This is a genomic window from Pseudoalteromonas sp. ND6B (assembly GCF_000764215.1).
GTDB classification, from domain to species: domain Bacteria; phylum Pseudomonadota; class Gammaproteobacteria; order Enterobacterales; family Alteromonadaceae; genus Pseudoalteromonas; species Pseudoalteromonas tetraodonis.
Genome location: NZ_JQFL01000067.1, coordinates 65,887 through 83,026, shown reverse-complemented (window position 1 = coordinate 83,026; position 17,140 = coordinate 65,887). Strand labels below are relative to the sequence as shown.

General features: G+C 39.8%; 14 protein-coding genes. 4 read left to right on the top strand and 10 right to left on the bottom strand.

Annotated elements, in window-relative coordinates:
- Positions 1-88: 88 nt before the first annotated feature.
- Positions 89-871, bottom strand: coding sequence for a response regulator (locus tag ND6B_RS03855; protein WP_033104051.1), 783 nt, complete (start codon positions 869-871; stop codon positions 89-91).
- Between the two features lie 304 nt (positions 872-1,175).
- Here ND6B_RS03855 and ND6B_RS03860 point away from each other — a divergent pair, with 304 nt between their 5' ends.
- Positions 1,176-2,693, top strand: coding sequence for a S10 family peptidase (locus ND6B_RS03860; RefSeq protein WP_033104050.1), 1,518 nt, complete (start codon positions 1,176-1,178; stop codon positions 2,691-2,693).
- 48 nt (positions 2,694-2,741) lie between these two features.
- On the opposite strand, the gene ND6B_RS03865 is transcribed toward ND6B_RS03860, so the two are convergent.
- The gene (locus ND6B_RS03865) at positions 2,742-3,434 is read right to left on the bottom strand and encodes an START domain-containing protein (protein ID WP_033104049.1); all 693 of its coding nucleotides are present in this window, start codon (positions 3,432-3,434) and stop codon (positions 2,742-2,744) included.
- Positions 3,434-4,954: a CYTH and CHAD domain-containing protein gene (locus tag ND6B_RS03870; protein ID WP_033104048.1), complete on the bottom strand. Its 1,521-nt coding sequence runs from the start codon at positions 4,952-4,954 to the stop codon at positions 3,434-3,436. Before ND6B_RS03870 ends, ND6B_RS03865 begins: the two co-directional genes overlap by 1 nt.
- A 212-nt stretch (positions 4,955-5,166) precedes the next feature.
- Between ND6B_RS03870 and ND6B_RS03875 the strand changes: the two genes are divergently transcribed.
- The gene (locus ND6B_RS03875) at positions 5,167-5,772 is read left to right on the top strand and encodes a TIGR04211 family SH3 domain-containing protein (RefSeq protein ID WP_013464329.1); all 606 of its coding nucleotides are present in this window, start codon (positions 5,167-5,169) and stop codon (positions 5,770-5,772) included.
- Positions 5,773-5,864: 92 nt separating this feature from the next.
- Here ND6B_RS03875 and ND6B_RS03880 read toward each other — a convergent pair whose 3' ends face one another.
- Positions 5,865-6,347: a winged helix-turn-helix transcriptional regulator gene (locus ND6B_RS03880; RefSeq protein WP_016899359.1), complete on the bottom strand. Its 483-nt coding sequence runs from the start codon at positions 6,345-6,347 to the stop codon at positions 5,865-5,867.
- 169 nt (positions 6,348-6,516) lie between these two features.
- Between ND6B_RS03880 and putA the strand changes: the two genes are divergently transcribed.
- A complete protein-coding gene (putA, locus tag ND6B_RS03885; RefSeq protein ID WP_013464326.1) occupies positions 6,517-10,320 on the top strand; it encodes a bifunctional proline dehydrogenase/L-glutamate gamma-semialdehyde dehydrogenase PutA in 3,804 nt (1,267 codons plus the stop codon).
- 109 nt (positions 10,321-10,429) lie between these two features.
- Positions 10,430-11,626: an HD-GYP domain-containing protein gene (locus tag ND6B_RS03890; protein ID WP_033104047.1), complete on the top strand. Its 1,197-nt coding sequence runs from the start codon at positions 10,430-10,432 to the stop codon at positions 11,624-11,626.
- 7 nt (positions 11,627-11,633) lie between these two features.
- Here ND6B_RS03890 and ND6B_RS03895 read toward each other — a convergent pair whose 3' ends face one another.
- From ND6B_RS03895 to ND6B_RS03920, 6 genes are all read right to left on the bottom strand, one after another.
- Positions 11,634-12,641, bottom strand: a complete 1,008-nt coding sequence (locus ND6B_RS03895; protein WP_033104046.1) for a general secretion pathway protein GspB — start codon at positions 12,639-12,641, stop codon at positions 11,634-11,636.
- An 11-nt stretch (positions 12,642-12,652) separates the two neighbouring features.
- On the bottom strand, positions 12,653-13,570 hold the full coding sequence (locus ND6B_RS03900) for an ExeA family protein (RefSeq protein ID WP_016899355.1): 918 nt from the start codon (positions 13,568-13,570) through the stop codon (positions 12,653-12,655).
- A 153-nt stretch (positions 13,571-13,723) separates the two neighbouring features.
- Positions 13,724-14,239: an Lcl C-terminal domain-containing protein gene (locus ND6B_RS03905; RefSeq protein ID WP_013464322.1), complete on the bottom strand. Its 516-nt coding sequence runs from the start codon at positions 14,237-14,239 to the stop codon at positions 13,724-13,726.
- Between the two features lie 10 nt (positions 14,240-14,249).
- Entirely contained in the window at positions 14,250-15,896 is a 1,647-nt protein-coding gene (locus ND6B_RS03910; RefSeq protein ID WP_033104045.1) for an Lcl C-terminal domain-containing protein, read from the bottom strand.
- A 66-nt stretch (positions 15,897-15,962) separates the two neighbouring features.
- Positions 15,963-16,295, bottom strand: a complete 333-nt coding sequence (locus ND6B_RS03915; protein ID WP_013464320.1) for a hypothetical protein — start codon at positions 16,293-16,295, stop codon at positions 15,963-15,965.
- Between the two features lie 35 nt (positions 16,296-16,330).
- On the bottom strand, positions 16,331-17,035 hold the full coding sequence (locus ND6B_RS03920) for a DUF2982 domain-containing protein (protein ID WP_033104044.1): 705 nt from the start codon (positions 17,033-17,035) through the stop codon (positions 16,331-16,333).
- Between the last annotated feature and the right edge of the window lie 105 nt (positions 17,036-17,140).

The window sequence follows — 17,140 nt, the reverse complement described above, 5'->3', positions numbered from 1 at the left end:
GGTGCGAGGTGGTTAAAAGCAAGACGTCATCTCTAGTGACCCGCTGCACAACGTTCTAAGTACTAATTAATTTTTTAAGCATAATGACTTACTCAGTCGCGTCGAGGGATAAATCAGCTCTTACAGCTTCACCCAGCCATAGCGATTCCATAGTTTTTACCACTCGAAAATGAAACTCTTCATGAGTAAAGGGCTTAGTTAAAAAGTCATTTGCACCCGATTTAATAAACTGCGTGGCAACACCATAACTATATACATCGGCCAGACCAATAATAGCTAATTGCTCACGACTTTTAACATTTCGAATTGCTCTAATTAATTCAAACCCATTCATATCAGTTAAATTATGATTAGTAATGACTAACTTAATTGCCCTATTATGGTTAAGTATATGCAATGCTTGAGCGCTATTATCAGCAGTAATAACATCAAATAACTGTTTTTCGAGCATTTGCTTAATCAAACTACTGCTTAACAAGGAATTATCAACAATTAGCGCCTTACGCCCTTGATTACGCAGTAACTGTGCAACTAATTTAATAGCGTAAAGATAAGAATCACGGTTATCTTTAATAATGTAATCAATAATCCCTAATTCCAGTATTTTTAAGCGCGTGGACTCTTCTAATTGCGTTGTCATTAATAGCGTAGGGATACCTTGCGATAAAATATAGCGAGCAACATCCATATCGGTTTGTCCACTAAGTGGCAAATCAACTAAGGCGAGTGAATAACTTGTTTGGCTCAGGAGTTGTTTGCATTGAGTAAGTGACGAGGCAAAATCAACCAAAACATCAAGGTATTGAGCAGCAATATGTTTGAGTACCTGCTGTACTCTTATATTATCTTCAACAATTAAAACCCGTTGCATAAACTCCCTTTTATTTGCGCTCACTCTTTAAGGTTATAAACCTAAAAAGAAATCACTTTCAATCATCCATATAGAAACAAGTAAAGCGACCAACTACTTAAAAACTTAATTAATAATTAAATTTTTTAATCGCCTTAAACTTACAGTGCGGTATACACATAAAGCATATTTCGCCTGTTTGCTGTGATCAGATTAATCTTAATTACATAAACTCAACGATTATTATCGGCAGCTAGTCTCATTACTTTTGTTTTTTACTCAAATATCGCTATAACTGCAGTACATAAAATAAAAAGGGTCACTTATGAAATTTAGTCGAAGTCTATTTTTACCCATTGCCGCTATTGCGCTCACCCTAAGTAGCGCCTCGTTTGCCGATAATCAACGTCGCATTGATATTGACAGTAAAGTGGTTACCCAGCACAAAGCAAAAATAAATAATGAACGATTTTCTTACACAGTAGCAACTGGCACACAACCGGTATGGGATGACAAGGGAGATGCTATCGCAACCCTTCAATACACTTACTACACGCGCGATAAGGTCGATGATAGAACAAAGCGCCCATTACTTATTTCATTCAATGGTGGCCCAGGCTCAGCGTCAGTTTGGATGCATTTAGCATACACCGGCCCACGCGTTTTAAAAATTGACGACGAAGGCTACCCTATTCAACCTTACGGTGTTAAAGATAACCCTTACTCGGTTTTAGACGTAGCCGACATCGTTTACGTAAACCCTGTAAACACGGGTTATTCGCGTGTCGTTGAAGATAAAGATGGTAACCTTCTAGCAAAGGATAAACAAAAAGAGTTATTTTTTGGTGTGAATGCCGATATAAAATATCTAGCAGAGTGGCTTAATACTTTTGTATCTCGCAATGAACGCTGGCGCTCTCCTAAATTTTTAATTGGTGAAAGCTATGGTACCACTCGTGTATCAGGCTTAGCGCATGAGCTACAAAATAGTCAATGGATGTACATTAACGGTGTTGTACTCGTTTCACCTACCGATATTGGTATTAAGCGCGACGGTCCTGTAAAAGCCGCTAACCGCCTACCTTATTTTGCAGCCACAGCCTGGTACCACAAGGCATTAAGCGCTGATTTACAAGCTAAAGACTTAGACGAGCTATTACCTGAAGTGGAACAGTTTACCGTTAATGAGCTCATTCCCGCGCTTGCAAAAGGCGGATTTATTGCCCCAGATGAAAAACGTCGTATTATTAAAAAAATGGCCGAATATGCAGGTCTATCTGAAACATTTGTTAGCCAAAATAACTTAGACATTCCGACACAGTTTTTTTGGAAAGAGTTATTACGTGAACGCGGACAAATGGTTGGTCGACTGGATTCGCGCTATTTAGGGATTGATAAGCGCGATGCCGGTGAATCACCAGATTACTGGGCAGAGCTTACATCGTGGCTGCACTCTTTTACCCCTGCAATTAACTACTACCTGCGTGAAGAGCTTAATTACAAAACCGACATCAAATATAACTTATTTGGTAACGTTCACCCATGGGATAGAAGCGGAAACAATACCGGTGAAAACTTGCGTTTAGCTATGGCTCAAAATCCGTATTTAAATGTGATGGTTCAAGCTGGCTATTTTGATGGTGCAACAAACTACTTTGATGCTAAATACACAATGTGGCAACTAGATCCAAGTGGTAAAATGCAAAATAGATTAAGCTTTAAAGGCTACCGCAGTGGCCATATGATGTACTTACGCCATGCAGATTTAAAAAGCTCTAACAACGATTTACGCGAGTTTATAAAACAGTCTATACCTAAAAACGGTCAATCCGCTAAATACTAATTAGCTTATATCCACTTAAAAAAGTGACCACTTAGGTCACTTTTTTGCTTATAACCGCGGCAATTCGCCATGTGTGCAATTACCGGTGCGAATGACGGTTGGCTTTGCTGTGTACTGCTTTGTCGTGAGTATTTCAGCTAGATTTATTAGCGTGTTAAAGGTGCTTTTTAGAGCGACTCGGTTATTTAGCCAATTGGGTATACTTCCGCCTGGTAACGCATAAACCTGATAGTCAATATGCAAGTTATTCGCTTGCTGAGTCAGTAACCACGTCGCATCTAATGTGCTTATTCTTACTACCCCTTTAGTTTGAGGTAAAAAATCAGGACGGGCATGAATACTAAGTTGAGTTTGCAACGCGCTGCGTTTTGTATAGCACGAATACGTGACTAAATCTCTATTTGCAACGGGCCAAGGGGAGTCAATAAAGCTGTAAACAAGGTTTTCTGAGGGGCTTAAATATTTCAGTAATTTTACTTTAGCAATATTTTCTATCCAGCGGGGAGCAGCATCGGTATCACTGAGTAAGGCGATTAAATCTTCTGCTGTGGTATTCTTAACCACCGTTTCAGCTTTCATTTTCAAGGTATCATCGCTCAAACGCTGAAAATAAATACTCACTCCCTGTTTACTCTCGTAAAGCTGCCAAGAGGGCTGTGAATACACATTTGTAACAAAACACAAAAGCGATAGAATAATGCACTTTTGCAACAAGTTAAGCGTGCAAAAGTGCTTAGCCATCAAAGCCAATACGGTTCTGTATCAAATGAAGCGTGTCGACTTTGCTCCATGGCACTGACTAAAAAGTCAGACTTTTGTTCCAACCATAGTTGTATTTTTGCTAGTTGAGCATCTTCTTGCCCGCCACACAGCTGTTTTAAATAATCAAGCGTGCTTAGCTCATACATGCCATGAGAAATATCGAGCCAAGGAAGCCTAAATTCTAATCGTTCATCTTTATTAAACAGTGCACCTAAACAGTTACCACTGAGTAAGCTATTCTCTAACTGAGTACGAAAATTTAAATAATCATTGCCCGCTAAACTTTGCTCTTTAGGCAATAAGCGGTGTAAATTTTTCCAATCTTTATCAAATAAACGATGAGCAATATCAATAACGGGCTGCTCAGCATTTTGTAGCTCTGCTTGGCTCCAGTCTTTACGCCACTGCTTATTTATCAGCCACGTTGTTAAGCTCAGCAATAAACGGTTGTAGCGCGCACTATGAAAAAGCGCAAAAATATCATCAATACTCGGTTGTAACTCTTTTAAATCGTTAATAACTTGAGCTAAGGCGGGCGCACTGTTTATTTTTTTATAAAAAGCATGGCGCTTAGAAGTGTAAGTTTTTAACTGAATGGCATTTTCAACCCATGCTAATTCACTCAATAACCACTTTAACTCCGTTCTGAGGTGCTCGGTGCTGTCTTTACTGACAATATCATCAAATAACCAAAAGTTATGACGAATTAAACTAATACCGTCGGTCACACGTTTTAATGTTTTTAAACTTGGCTTATCAAAATAGCATTGCTCATGTTTTTGCACAAAGCGAATACCAAAGCCCATGGCTTCAATAAGTGCTTGCTCTTGAGTGGCTTGCTTAGTAAGTTTAACAAAACCGATAGATTTACTCGGTTGTAACGGTGTGTTATCCGCTAGGCGGTAGCCTCTTGCTGCTTTTGAATAAAGCCCCAAGCGCACACTGTTTTGGCTTATTAATTTATCTGCTAAAGCAAATAGCTCGTCTCGGCTACCTTCGACGAGCTCTATTTCAAGCTCGCTAATAATCTCCACTTTACCCGAGGCGGCCACTTCACCTTTATCTAATACCACTTCAATTTTGGCACCATTTTGCGTTTCAATTAACCACGTACGGCGGATAAAATTAGTACTAAATATAGGGTAGAGGTTTTGTGATATAACATCAATTTGCATGCCGTGTGGCCAAATTGATGAATCAAACGCCATTAAATTAGGTCGATGTGTTTCTATGGGAAGGTTATATTCTGGACGTTGATGTAATCCCCCCACCACGTCTCCTGCAAGCTTAATTGTTTGCTCACAGCGCTCGTCTGTACAACGCGTTCTAAAACCAATATCGAGTGCTCTCAGCTCTCTGCTTGGCGTATCAAAATAAGCATTTTGCAAACTTTTAGAAGGCTTGTTTGTGACTGTTTTTGCAAATTGAGTAATTAACGAGGGGATCAGTGGAATGACGTCATCTGATACCAAAAACTTCAGTTCTATCTCAGTATCCATTAGGCTTGCGGATTACCCTTAAAATTAATAAGTGCTCAAAATAAACAAAGCAGACCTATATTGCAAATTTTTTAGTCATAAACACGCAAGCAAAATGCTTTGGTTACAATATCTATCTTGCTATTAAACTATTAAATCCATACTATCTATATACTTATGCGAAATAAAAATCACGTTCACAACGGACACTGCTAGATTAACAAGGTAGATAAATGCTAAAACACTGTTTACTATGGCTGCTTTTAACAGCCGCCCCGTTTATGAGCCAAGCAGAGGAAGCTCAATCAACGCCGCCTACTAATGCTAAAACAGCTTATATAATCGATAACTTGTATACTTTTATGCGTTCAGGCGCCAGTAAAGACTATCGCTTACTCGGTTCTATAGATGCAGGCACGCAACTGACTTTATTATCTGATGAACAAAACGGTTTTATAAAAGTTAAAGATGATAAAGACCGTGAAGGCTGGGTAGAGGCTAAATTCATCAGCGAATCAGCTGGTTTAAAGCAGCAGTATCAAGCGCTTAACAGCGAAATTAGCGCTATGCAAAATAAATTACGCCAAGCGCAAGTAGAATTACCTGAACTACAAGAACAAAACTCACAGCTAACCGAACAAAATGCTCAGCTGTTAGCACAAATAAGTCAATTACAAGACTCGCTTGCTCAAGAACAACAATTAAAGCAAGCAACCAGTGCTAAAGAAAAGCGTCAGCTACTCACTTATGGTGGTGCTATTGCATTTTTAGGTTTGTTCTTAGGAATTATTTTAACTATTGTGTTATCGCGCAGAAAACGCTATGAAGGTTGGGCGTAAGCGCCACCTATATTGCAGGCATAAAAAAAGCATCAAAAAGATGCTTTTTTTATGCCTGCAATTTTTTATACCTGCAATAATGTACTCAAAGGTTACATATCTAAACGCAGTCCAGGATCCTGTTTGATTTTTTCTATTACCATGTAAGTGTGGTGTGTACCCACTCCCGGAATATCAACCAAATCACCTAATACTTCTCTGTATTCGTCCATATTAGAGACACGAATTTTTAATAAATAGTCGTAACCACCCGCTACCATGTCACATTCAACAACCTGCTTAATTTTAAGAATGTGTTCGCGAAACACTTTAAATACCGCTGTATTTGAGGTGACTAATGATACCTGCACATGCGCCACTAAGCTTTGATTGAGCTTTTCCTCGCTTAACTTTGCAAAATATCCCTCAATGTAGCCTTCTTGCTCCAGACGTTTAACTCTATCTAAACAAGGACTAGGACTTAAATTCACTTGTTTTGCGAGGTTAACATTTGAAATTCTACCATTGCGCTGCAAAACGTCTAAAATTGATATATCGATACGATCAAGCAGGCGTAATCTATTCGGATTAGTCATATCAGTATTTTATATGGATAAGTTAATAATATGCCCTGTAAATTATCGTAAAACGGCAAAATTAACCAGCATATTCTGCTGGATTTTAATTAGAATGCACGCTTTACACCAACAACATTTAGCGGTAATTAACAATTACCCTAAGTCTTAACACTCCTGAGGGTTGCTTATGTTATTCAATGGCGATTTAACAACGACTTGTCCGATCAGACAAAAGATCCGTGACTTCTACCGTATAGATGAAAATGCGGTTATTGATCACATTTTACCACTTGCAGAAGTCGGTGTTAAAGCACGAAGCCGTGCATGGGAAAGAGCTCGCCAAATAGTTTTAAACATTCGTAAAGACCAAGACGGTCAAAGCGGTGTTGATGCGCTATTAAATGAATTTTCACTATCGAGTGAAGAGGGTGTGGTATTAATGTGTTTAGCCGAAGCGCTGCTTCGTGTTCCTGATAAAGCAACTCAAGAAACATTAATACGTGATAAATTAGCAAACGGTGATTGGAGCTCTCACTTAGGTAGTAGTGACTCTTTATTCGTTAATGCCTCGTCTTGGGGATTATTAGTAACCGGTAAAATGGTTAACTATAACGATAAGACTAAAGAGCAACAGTTTGGCATACTCAAAAAAACCATTGGTCGTTTAGGCGAGCCAGTTATACGTAAGTCTGTTAACTTTGCTATGAAGATAATGGGCAAACAGTTCGTAATGGGTCGTACCATTAACGAAGCGATTGAGCGTGCTGCTGAAAAAGAGCAAAAAGGCTATGTATATTCTTACGATATGCTAGGCGAAGGTGCTCGCACAATGAAAGACGCCAAGCGTTACTTTGATAGCTACATGAATGCGATTCATGCTATCGGTAAAGCCGCAAATGGCCGTGGTCCAATAAAAAGCCCAGGTATTTCTGTAAAGTTATCGGCTATTCACCCTCGATATGAGTTCACTCATAGAGAGCGTGTAATGGAAGAAATCGTTCCAAAACTAAAAGAACTAGCCCTTGCCGCTAAAAAATACGATATCGGCTTTACTGTTGATGCTGAAGAAGCTGACCGTTTAGATATTTCTCTTGATGTTATTGAGGCAGTATTTAGCGATGACGATTTAGGCGATTGGCAAGGTTTTGGTTTAGCGGTTCAGGCTTATCAAAAACGCGCTATTTTTGTTATTGAATGGCTAACCGACCTAGCAACCCGTGTGGGTCGCAAAATGATGGTGCGTTTAGTAAAAGGCGCATACTGGGATACAGAAATCAAAACCACACAACAAGATGGTTTAGATTACTTCCCGGTGTTTACCCGTAAAGCAACCACGGATGTATCATATAAAGCGTGTGCGATTAAAATGCTCGAAGCACGTGATGTACTTTACCCGCAATTTGCAACACACAACGCCTACACCGCAGCGACTATTTTAGAAGTGGCCAAAGGTGATAACCAAGGTTTTGAATTCCAACGTCTTCACGGTATGGGTGAATCTTTATTTGACCAAATCGTTGATGAAGAAAAAATTCAGTGCCGCGTATACGCACCGGTCGGCCAACACGAAGACCTACTTGCTTACCTTGTGCGTCGTTTACTAGAAAACGGCGCTAACTCGTCATTTGTAAATGCCATTGTAGATACCACACAACCGGTTGAAGCATTATTGCCAGATCCTGTTGAAACACTGCAAGGTTTACGTAATAAATACAACACACAGATAAAAATGCCAATTGATTTATACGGTGAAGAACGTGCCAATTCAAAAGGTATGGACTTAACTGATATTAACGTGATCACCCCGTTTAAAGAAAATTTAGACACTTGGTTTGAAGAGCACTTAATTGATGAAAGTCAAGTACCAGAGGGCGCGCTGGCAGTTAAAAACCCTGCAAACCATAAAGAAATTATTGGCCATATAAAATTACAAAATAGCGATGAAATGAAAGTGTTGCTAGCCAACGCTGAAACCGCATTTGAATCATGGTCACAAACACCGGTAAAAGAGCGCGCCAATTTGTTGCGTCGCGTTGCTGATATTTTAGAGCGCCATCACGATGAGCTTGTTGCTATCTGTATTAAAGAAGCAGGTAAAGTAGCACAAGATGGTATTGATGAAGTACGTGAAGCCGTTGATTTTTGTCGTTACTACGCAGCCCGTGCAGAAGAGCTTGCGCAAGATGAGCGCTTTGAAGCCCGTGGTGTTATTTTATGTATTAGCCCATGGAACTTCCCGCTCGCTATTTTCTTGGGTCAAGTTGCAGCGGCCATTGTTACCGGTAACACGGTTATTGCAAAACCAGCAGAGCAAACCAGCTTAATCGCACTTCGTGCCATTGAATTAATGCTATCAGTTGGTTTACCTGAGCACGTTGTACAACCTGTCATTGCTCGCGGTAGCGAAGTAGGTAAAACCATTGTTCCTGATGAGCGTATTCAAGCTGTTATGTTTACAGGTTCAACTGAAACGGGCACGCTTATCTCGCAAACATTAGCAGCACGTAACGATATTCAGGTGCCTTTAATTGCAGAGACTGGCGGCCAAAACTGTATGATTGTTGACTCAACAGCGCTTCCTGAGCAAGTTGTTGATGATGTTATCAGTTCTGGTTTCCAAAGTGCAGGTCAACGTTGTTCAGCATTACGCGTACTCTTTATTCAAGAAGACGTAGCTGATGGCATTATCGATATGCTTAAAGGCGCACTTGCTGAGTTGCATATTGGCGACCCATCATTACTCTCTACAGACGTAGGCCCAGTAATAGATGAAAAAGCGCTTAAAACACTCAACGACCATGTTGAATACCTAAAGGGTAATGCAACACTTCACTATGAGTGTAAAATTCCTGATAACAGCGAAAATGGCGCATTTTTCTTTGCACCACGTTTATACGAAATTAAAGACTTATCGGTATTGAAACGTGAAGTATTTGGCCCGTGTGTGCATGTTATCCGCTTTAAATCGAGTGAGCTTGATAGTGTTGTCGACCAAATCAACAACACGGGTTACGGCTTAACAATGGGTATTCATTCTCGCATTGAAGAACGTTGTGAACATTTAGCGAAAATGTCGCGTGCAGGTAACGTATACATCAACCGTAATATGATTGGTGCCATTGTTGGCGTGCAACCGTTTGGTGGCCGTGGACTCTCTGGTACTGGCCCTAAAGCCGGTGGACCAAACTACCTACAACGCCTAATAAAAGAAAAAGCATCACCAGATAACGTACAAATGACTAACCTAACGCCAGATGAGCTTGATTTACACCACTACAGTGGCGCAAATGAGCAAGTAGAAAAGCTGATGGTTAACTCTATGCGCGATGAAAAAATCTGGCGTGCAACGCCACTGAATGATCGTGTTTCTGCGGTACGTCAGTTATTAGCGAAAGTAGCGACGGTTGAAATTATTGACGACCTCGCGGACGATTTAGCGTTAACACTTGCCGATGCACGTGCTCAGTTAAACCGCTTAGAAAAGCACATGCGTAAATATACAACATTGCCAGGGCCAACAGGTGAGTCGAATACACTTCACCTTGAAGCTCGTGGTTGTGTGGTTTGTTACGCAGATAAAAGCACCTCATTTAACTTTTGGGCACTGTCTATTATTACCGCACTAGCGGCTGGTAATACGGTAATTACTGTTGCATCTGAAATATTTTACGACGAAGCGGTTGCCTTTAGAGATAAGTTTATTGCAACCGGCGTTGCTGAAGGTGTTTTCCAAGTAGCTAAACCAAACCAGTTACAAGCTATATTGGCACACCCTCACCTAGCGGGTGCGGTAGTTGCTGCACGTTCTTCTCGCTTAGGCTACTTCAGCCAACAGCTTGCACAACGTAAAGGCGCAATACTGCCAGTGATCAGCTCAGAGTATTACGACACGCTAATTAAGCGCCTTATTACTGAAAAAACAATCAGTATCGATACAACGGCATCAGGCGGTAACACCTCGTTGATGACGCTTGTTGAAGATGATGAATAGAAAATAGTCATCATTTAATTAAAAAGGCATCAATTTGATGCCTTTTTTATTTCTAAATGTGAATTTATTTGTTACTTTCTCTAATCATATTTGTTAATTAGAGTTCACTTTGAAAACCATTCCGACTACACAGCTAAAACCTGGTATGTTTGTACAAAAGGTTGTTAAGCAAACTGGCAATATTAGAATAAAAAACCAAGGCTGGGTTAAAACTCAAAGTGGAATTGATAAATTAATAAAATCTGGCATTTTAGAGGTAGAAATCGATCCTGATAAAATGCTCACCTCTGAAGAATCTGAAACACAACCAACGCCTGCGACTAAGCACGAAATCAAAAAGCGCGATCCATGGTTAATAACCCACAGCGCTGAGCAAGAAATGAGTAAAGCTAAAAAGCTTTATGATGAAGCAAAAAACTTACAAACCAAAGCATTTGGCGATATAGAATCTGGCCGCACTGTTGATGTTGCTCCTTTTAGGGAGCTGGCTAGCGGGTTTATTGACTCCGTATTTAGAAATCAAGATGCGCTGGCGTGCATTACGCAAATGCGCCAAAAAGATGCCTATTTATTAGAGCACTCGATAAATGTGTCTATTTTAATGAGTATTTTTGCAAAACATCTCAATATTGAAAAACCAATCATTGAAGAACTTGCAACAGGTGCCCTATTGCATGATATGGGAAAAATAAAAATACCTGACGCGATTCTCAACAAACCAGGTCGCTACAGTGACGAAGAATTTAAAGTGATGCAAAACCATGCGCGCTTTAGCAAAGAAATACTAGAAGACGCAGGATTAACGGGGATTGCTGTTGATATCGCAGGTATGCACCATGAGCGCTTAGATGGTAAAGGCTACCCCTTTGGTAAGAAAGGCGATGAAATAAGCCAATATGTTCGTATGGCCTCTATTGTTGATGTATATGATGCATTAACCGCTGAACGCGTTTATAAAGCGGGTATGGAGCCAATTAAGGCGTTTAAAATATTAAAACAAGGTTGCCCTGATAGCTTTGATGGCGTGCTACTTAATAAGTTTATTCAATGCATTGGTATTCACCCAGTGGGCACGCTGGTAAAACTTTCCAGCCAAAAAGTGGGGTTGGTGACCCAAAGTAATCCTGCAACACCATTAAAACCAGTCGTAAAAACGTTTTTTAATGCCAAACATGGGCGTTACACTGAAGTTCAAGATATTGACTTATCAAGCAAAAGAACGCAAGACACGCTTGAATCAGCAGTGAAACCCAAAGAATATAATATAGATTTAGAGGGCTTTTATAAGCACTCTATCTTTAGTTAATTGGCCACTACTGTGGCCAATCTTGCAGGGCTTTTAAGCTAAACTCATAGCCATCAAAATCAAGTACGCTCTGATCCGGTGCTATTTCTAACACCTTCAACGCACCAATAGACTCCCCCTCATATAGCTCTCTGCCATTGAGCTTTATCCAGCGCTTATCTGCTGTCGACGAATAAATATGTGCCTGATATTTAATGCTTGGCAACATACTTTGTAGGCCATCCGGCAGTAGTTCAACGGGTTGTACCCGTGATGAATGACGAGAGCCTTGAGTTACTTCGTAGTCGGCTGTTGTTTCTGTGTCATTAACGGCTTGCGCAAACGCATTTTTAAGCGTGTCGGGAACCGTATCTAGTTCAGCGGTTGATTCTGGCTGAGCAGGCACATTTTGATTAAGTGGTTTACCTAACACTTTGTATTTACTCAACTCATCGGCACTGAGTGTTCTTTTCGTTGGCTGAGTTGGTACGCTTTTCGGTTGGCTGCTCGGTGATTGAAAACTAGATGAAACGTTATTCTGCGCCGAGAAATTTTGCGTTTGCCCTTGAGACGCTTGATTAACGCTCATAGGTAAATATTGCCCTTGTGGCGTAAGCAACATTTGCTGCACACCCGTTGGGGTTTGTACATAAACCAACTGCCCTGCCAGTGGCACAGAATTGTTAGGCGCAGTTGTAACAAGGGGCGCTTGAGGGGTTGTTACTGCTTGAACAACCGTTTTTTGTACTTCCTCTGGGCTTGTTGGTTTTTCTACCACTGCTGAGTCTTTTTGACTAAGGTCATTTTGGAAAACCTTATTTTTTACGGCTACATTTTCTTGTTGCAGCCACTTCCCGACAAAAAAGCCACTGGTCAATATACCCGTTGCCAATAAACTTCCTGCGAGTAAAAAACTAATTCGACGATAGGTCATCAACTGGTGTTGTTGTTTTAATTGTTGCGCTTGCAAGTCATATTGCTCTGCGCTCATGGTATCGTGCTTTGACTGCTTTAACGCATCTAATAAATAAGACATGAATCACCTAACTAAAGAATAAATGACAGGCCAATTCCTGCACAAAAAAGCATTAACGCAGCAGCACTATAAGGCCAAATCGAACCTGTTTTACTCACCTTATTATTTGTGGCAATAAAATCGATAGGTAAAGATTCACTCGCCGCTTGCTTAACAATATCACTGCCAACAATTTCTTGCTGTTTGGAAAATGCCCCTACTAATGCGCGTTCACACACCAGATTCATTAATCGTGGCACACCGCCTGTGAGCTGATGCACCATTTGCATCGCTTCCATTGAAAATATTTTCTTGTCACAACCTGCTATATGCAACCGGTGTTGAATATAAGCAATGGTTTGCCCTGGTGTTAGCGCTAACAAGTGATACCTGGCTGTAATACGCTGTGCTAGTTGCCTTAACTCATTACGCTTTAAAAGTAGCTGTAACTCAGGCTGCCCAACTAATACTATTTGTAATAACTTTTTATGGTCCGTTTCGATATTGGTTAATAAGCGAAGTTGTTCAAGCACATCGGGGGCAAGCAACTGTGCTTCATCAATAATTAAAATAGTATGCCCCCCCGCTTTATTATTAAACTCAAGGTGCTTTTTAATCACATCCGTTAGACTCTTCAGCGTGGCATTTTTGGCGTCGTAAGTTATTTGTAATTCATCGCAAATACTGGCTAACAGTTCAAGTTCTGATAACGCAGGGTTATGGATCATGGCTACTTGGGTATTTTCAGGCAGTCGCTCTAACATACTACGTGTTATGGTGGTTTTACCTGTACCCACTTCACCTGTTAACAGCACAAAGCCACCGTCTTCACCTAGTCCATAGGTAAGGTGCGCTAATGCTTCTTTATGGCGTTCACTTAAAAATAAGTAGTGGGGATTAGGCGAAATTGAGAATGGCTTTTCTTGTAAACCAAAATAGCTTAAATACACCTTTATAGTCCTTGGTCGTTAATTCACGGTCTATAATGGCAAAAAAATAGCCTGGGTGACAACTACAACCAGGCTTTATTATTAAAATAGTGTAAATAAAAAGGCTAACCGTAAATAAAAGAGCATTTTTAGATTCGCTAATATATTAATTAACTACTTCTCATAGCGTACTAGGCGTAAATATACGTTACTTGTTTTAGCATGTAAGCTATTTAAACCACTGGAAAATTGATAAACCCATGCCGAATTTATATTGCTAATACCCGAGGTATTAGACCAATAATTTTGCGACTGCGTTGCTAAAAAAATACCCGCATTAATACTTGGATCGGTACAACGGTGATCTACTATACTAGCTAACTCTTTAATACTCGGCACTTGCCAGTCGTTATAATTTGCCGTGGTGTCATTCAGTGCGCCTTTAAGTGAGGCCTGCCAGTTTAATGGTTGAGTATCACCATCGCAGCTAGTTGTTTCGCTATTATAAACTTGACCATAATTACAGCGCTGCCACATTAGCCCTGTTTTAGTATCTGACACAGTGCCATCAATATTAATCACAAATCGGTCGGTATCATCGCTAGTCGCGACTTCCTGATAACACTGCTGCGCTGCAAGTGACTGACTTAATCCTAAGGCTAATAACATAGAGACTTTAATTAATTTCATAATAATCACCTTAACGATTTCTAACTAAGCGCACATAAGCGGCATTATCTTTTGGATAGGCTAAATCATTGCCATCCATCATATCGATAATGTAAGCCTGTGATAAACTAGCACCATCAACAGCCGTTTGCGAAGTCCAATAGCGTAAATGCCCTTCGGTGTTAGTCGATGGTGTATTAGGAAAAAATGCAGTATCTATCAATACGTTTTGCCCTTGCTTACCATAATCAATTAAACCTAAAAGTTCAGTATAAGTGGGTAAACGCCAGTTACTACCACCACAAAAATCAAGCGCATTAACTTCATCAATATAGGTTTGTAATCCGCAATCAGTATTGCTCGGGCACGTGGTATTATCACTACCCGCTACATCGCCGCTATTGACAGTCCCTTGCCAAATGTAACGGTTTTGCCCATCACGTAAAGTGGTATTTGGTAACACCCCGGAATAAGGGCTTTTTACTTCCCAAACAAGGCCGGTAGTATTATCACGAATACAGCTAAAGTTTTGCGCATCATCGAGAAGCTCATCGGCAAACTCATTAAGTTTGGTGTAATCAAAAGCCAGATTCCCTTTACCCACTTTACCTAAACGATTGGCAAAACTATCGCGCCCAAGATCAGCATCTTGAGCTGGAAATTCATCATTATTACAATTAATTCGCTGAGTATTGTTATAACACTCTCCTACTCCTGTATCATTTATTAACCCTAGCGCTTTGGGTGTTACATCAATAAATACGGTATCTGTGTCGGTGCGCCCTTTTAAGTCCATAACTTGTACTTCAAAGCTAAGCGTTGCATTTAAATCAATATCAGAGGCAAAAAAGCTGGCAGTACATGACTGTGATTCAATCAGGGTTTCTGCATTACCGGTAAGTTGTTGCCACTTACATTGATAAGATTGAGTTGCCGCTTCGCTTGCAGTGGCATCTAAAATAACCTTATCAAACTCTTCTACTGTTTGATTAGCGCCTGCATCGGCAATAATCACCTGGGCTGTTTTATTAAGGGTCATATCAAATTGTGATGCAGATACTCCGCCCTCATCATCTGTTACGGTGAGCTGCCATTTTAAGTTGGTGTTATTTTCTAATAATGGATGAGGAAAACTAAGCGTTGGATTGGTATAGCTATCAATTGTTAAATCCGGCCCTGACAATAATTGCCACAAATAACTGCTAATTTCGCCATTTTCATCGGGGTCTGTGGAAGTTAAACCACTAAGGGTTACAGTATCCTTATAAACTGAGGGCAAGTTTGCAGGAGCAACTTGAGTAACAACAGCAAGAGGAAGCTGATTATTAGAGGCAATGAAAACACTCAAGTCGTCATTCACTAAACTGCCATCTGACGTTTGATAGCTAACTCTTAATACCAGTTCACTGTCAGACTTTACATCTGGTGCAGTAATGGTTTGTTCAGCCCCTTCAAGCGGAAACACATCTATAATAGGGCCACTTACACGCTGCCAAGTAAATGTACCATCTGCAGGAGAGCCTTTTGCAGAAATAGTAAACTCTGATTTTTCTACAACTTGAAGATCGTTACCTGCAAATACTGATGTTTTTATATCACTGTTATCAGCACCGCCTCCCCCTCCGCATGCAGCCAAAAGCAAGCATGACATAAGTGGTATTAACGAAATTGCTCTCATACTCAGCACCTTTTTGTCTTAAAATTATCTAATAAAACTATTAAGCAAAAAAAATGCCATTATAAATTATAAATAGCTATCTTGATGAATACGAACAAATAATTTAGTGCCAACTTTACTGTAATCTACTTTATATTCGCGGCCATCTAAGGATTGAATAAACAACAATTGTTTTTCTTCGCTAAATACATCAGCACTAGTAATATAAACAACGTCGAGGTAACGCTCTTTTGCATCTCGGCGGTTTTTTGGCAATTCTTCTTTAAATGGCTCAAGACCATTACCTGTTACTTTAATTTTAGGGTGAGTCTCACCATTAACAATCACTAAATCTAGTTTTCTGTCTTTATGTATTATGGTGTTTCGACCACTTTTAATGAAAGATCTGTCTTGGCTCATAGTTATTCCTAATCCCGCAGTGAGTGCTTATATTATTATTCACACTGCGACTTTATAAACTGAGAGGGATCGCGCTTCCATTTATTTAAATTTGCGCTAAATTCCCAAATATCACTTTCTATTACACTCGCTGGTAACAGTAAGTCATACCCTGTTAAAAGCTGAAGATGTTTAGCCCTATTAGCAAACATCGCTATGAGCCCATTATAGTCAATTCCTTTTTTTGACCTATATTTATTATCTTCAACTAACCATTCTGATGGGCAATGCCCATTTTTGCAATTTTTTTGAACAACTTGCATAAAGAAATGTCGCTGCTCTATCAACAATTTACCCGCAATTCTTGGAGCTAAAGCAGACAAGAATGAATCTATATCATTTAACTTAATACCAATCGCATTAAGCTCAAGGTAATCAATGCCATTATCAACCTTAGGTATACCACAATGGTGCAAATTCTCTGGGTGTAAATGCCATTGTCCATACTTATGCTGATATATTAATTGCTGCTCAGTTAAAATAATACTATAAAAAGGTTCTTGTGTTTTAAAAAAGCCAATTAAAATTGCAGCAATACATAAACTTACTAAAAAAATTTCGATAATACTTATTTCGCCTGGGCGTAATAAATTAAACAGCATGATAATAATCAAGCCAATGCTGCCTACCATTAATATTTCAATTCCATTTTTAGCGCCTTGCGCTCGGTAATTTAGTATTTGTTTATTTATATTAGCCATACTGAAAAAACGCCATATAAAATATAAACATAATAATAGCCCACAATACTAACTTTCTCAGCGTTAAACAGCGTTTGCATGATGTTTTAAAGCTCATCAATTAAC

What these genes read in the sequence shown, in the direction of transcription:
- ND6B_RS03855 (WP_033104051.1), bottom strand. Translation starts at nt 871, where the DNA reads ATGCAACGGGTTTTAATTGTTGAAGATAATATAAGAGTACAGCAGGTA.
- ND6B_RS03860 (WP_033104050.1), top strand. Translation starts at nt 1,176, where the DNA reads ATGAAATTTAGTCGAAGTCTATTTTTACCCATTGCCGCTATTGCGCTC.
- ND6B_RS03865 (WP_033104049.1), bottom strand. Translation starts at nt 3,434, where the DNA reads ATGGCTAAGCACTTTTGCACGCTTAACTTGTTGCAAAAGTGCATTATT.
- ND6B_RS03870 (WP_033104048.1), bottom strand. Translation starts at nt 4,954, where the DNA reads ATGGATACTGAGATAGAACTGAAGTTTTTGGTATCAGATGACGTCATT.
- ND6B_RS03875 (WP_013464329.1), top strand. Translation starts at nt 5,167, where the DNA reads ATGCTAAAACACTGTTTACTATGGCTGCTTTTAACAGCCGCCCCGTTT.
- ND6B_RS03880 (WP_016899359.1), bottom strand. Translation starts at nt 6,347, where the DNA reads ATGACTAATCCGAATAGATTACGCCTGCTTGATCGTATCGATATATCA.
- putA (WP_013464326.1), top strand. Translation starts at nt 6,517, where the DNA reads ATGTTATTCAATGGCGATTTAACAACGACTTGTCCGATCAGACAAAAG.
- ND6B_RS03895 (WP_033104046.1), bottom strand. Translation starts at nt 12,641, where the DNA reads ATGTCTTATTTATTAGATGCGTTAAAGCAGTCAAAGCACGATACCATG.
- ND6B_RS03905 (WP_013464322.1), bottom strand. Translation starts at nt 14,239, where the DNA reads ATGAAATTAATTAAAGTCTCTATGTTATTAGCCTTAGGATTAAGTCAG.
- ND6B_RS03910 (WP_033104045.1), bottom strand. Translation starts at nt 15,896, where the DNA reads ATGAGAGCAATTTCGTTAATACCACTTATGTCATGCTTGCTTTTGGCT.
- ND6B_RS03915 (WP_013464320.1), bottom strand. Translation starts at nt 16,295, where the DNA reads ATGAGCCAAGACAGATCTTTCATTAAAAGTGGTCGAAACACCATAATA.
- ND6B_RS03920 (WP_033104044.1), bottom strand. Translation starts at nt 17,035, where the DNA reads ATGGCTAATATAAATAAACAAATACTAAATTACCGAGCGCAAGGCGCT.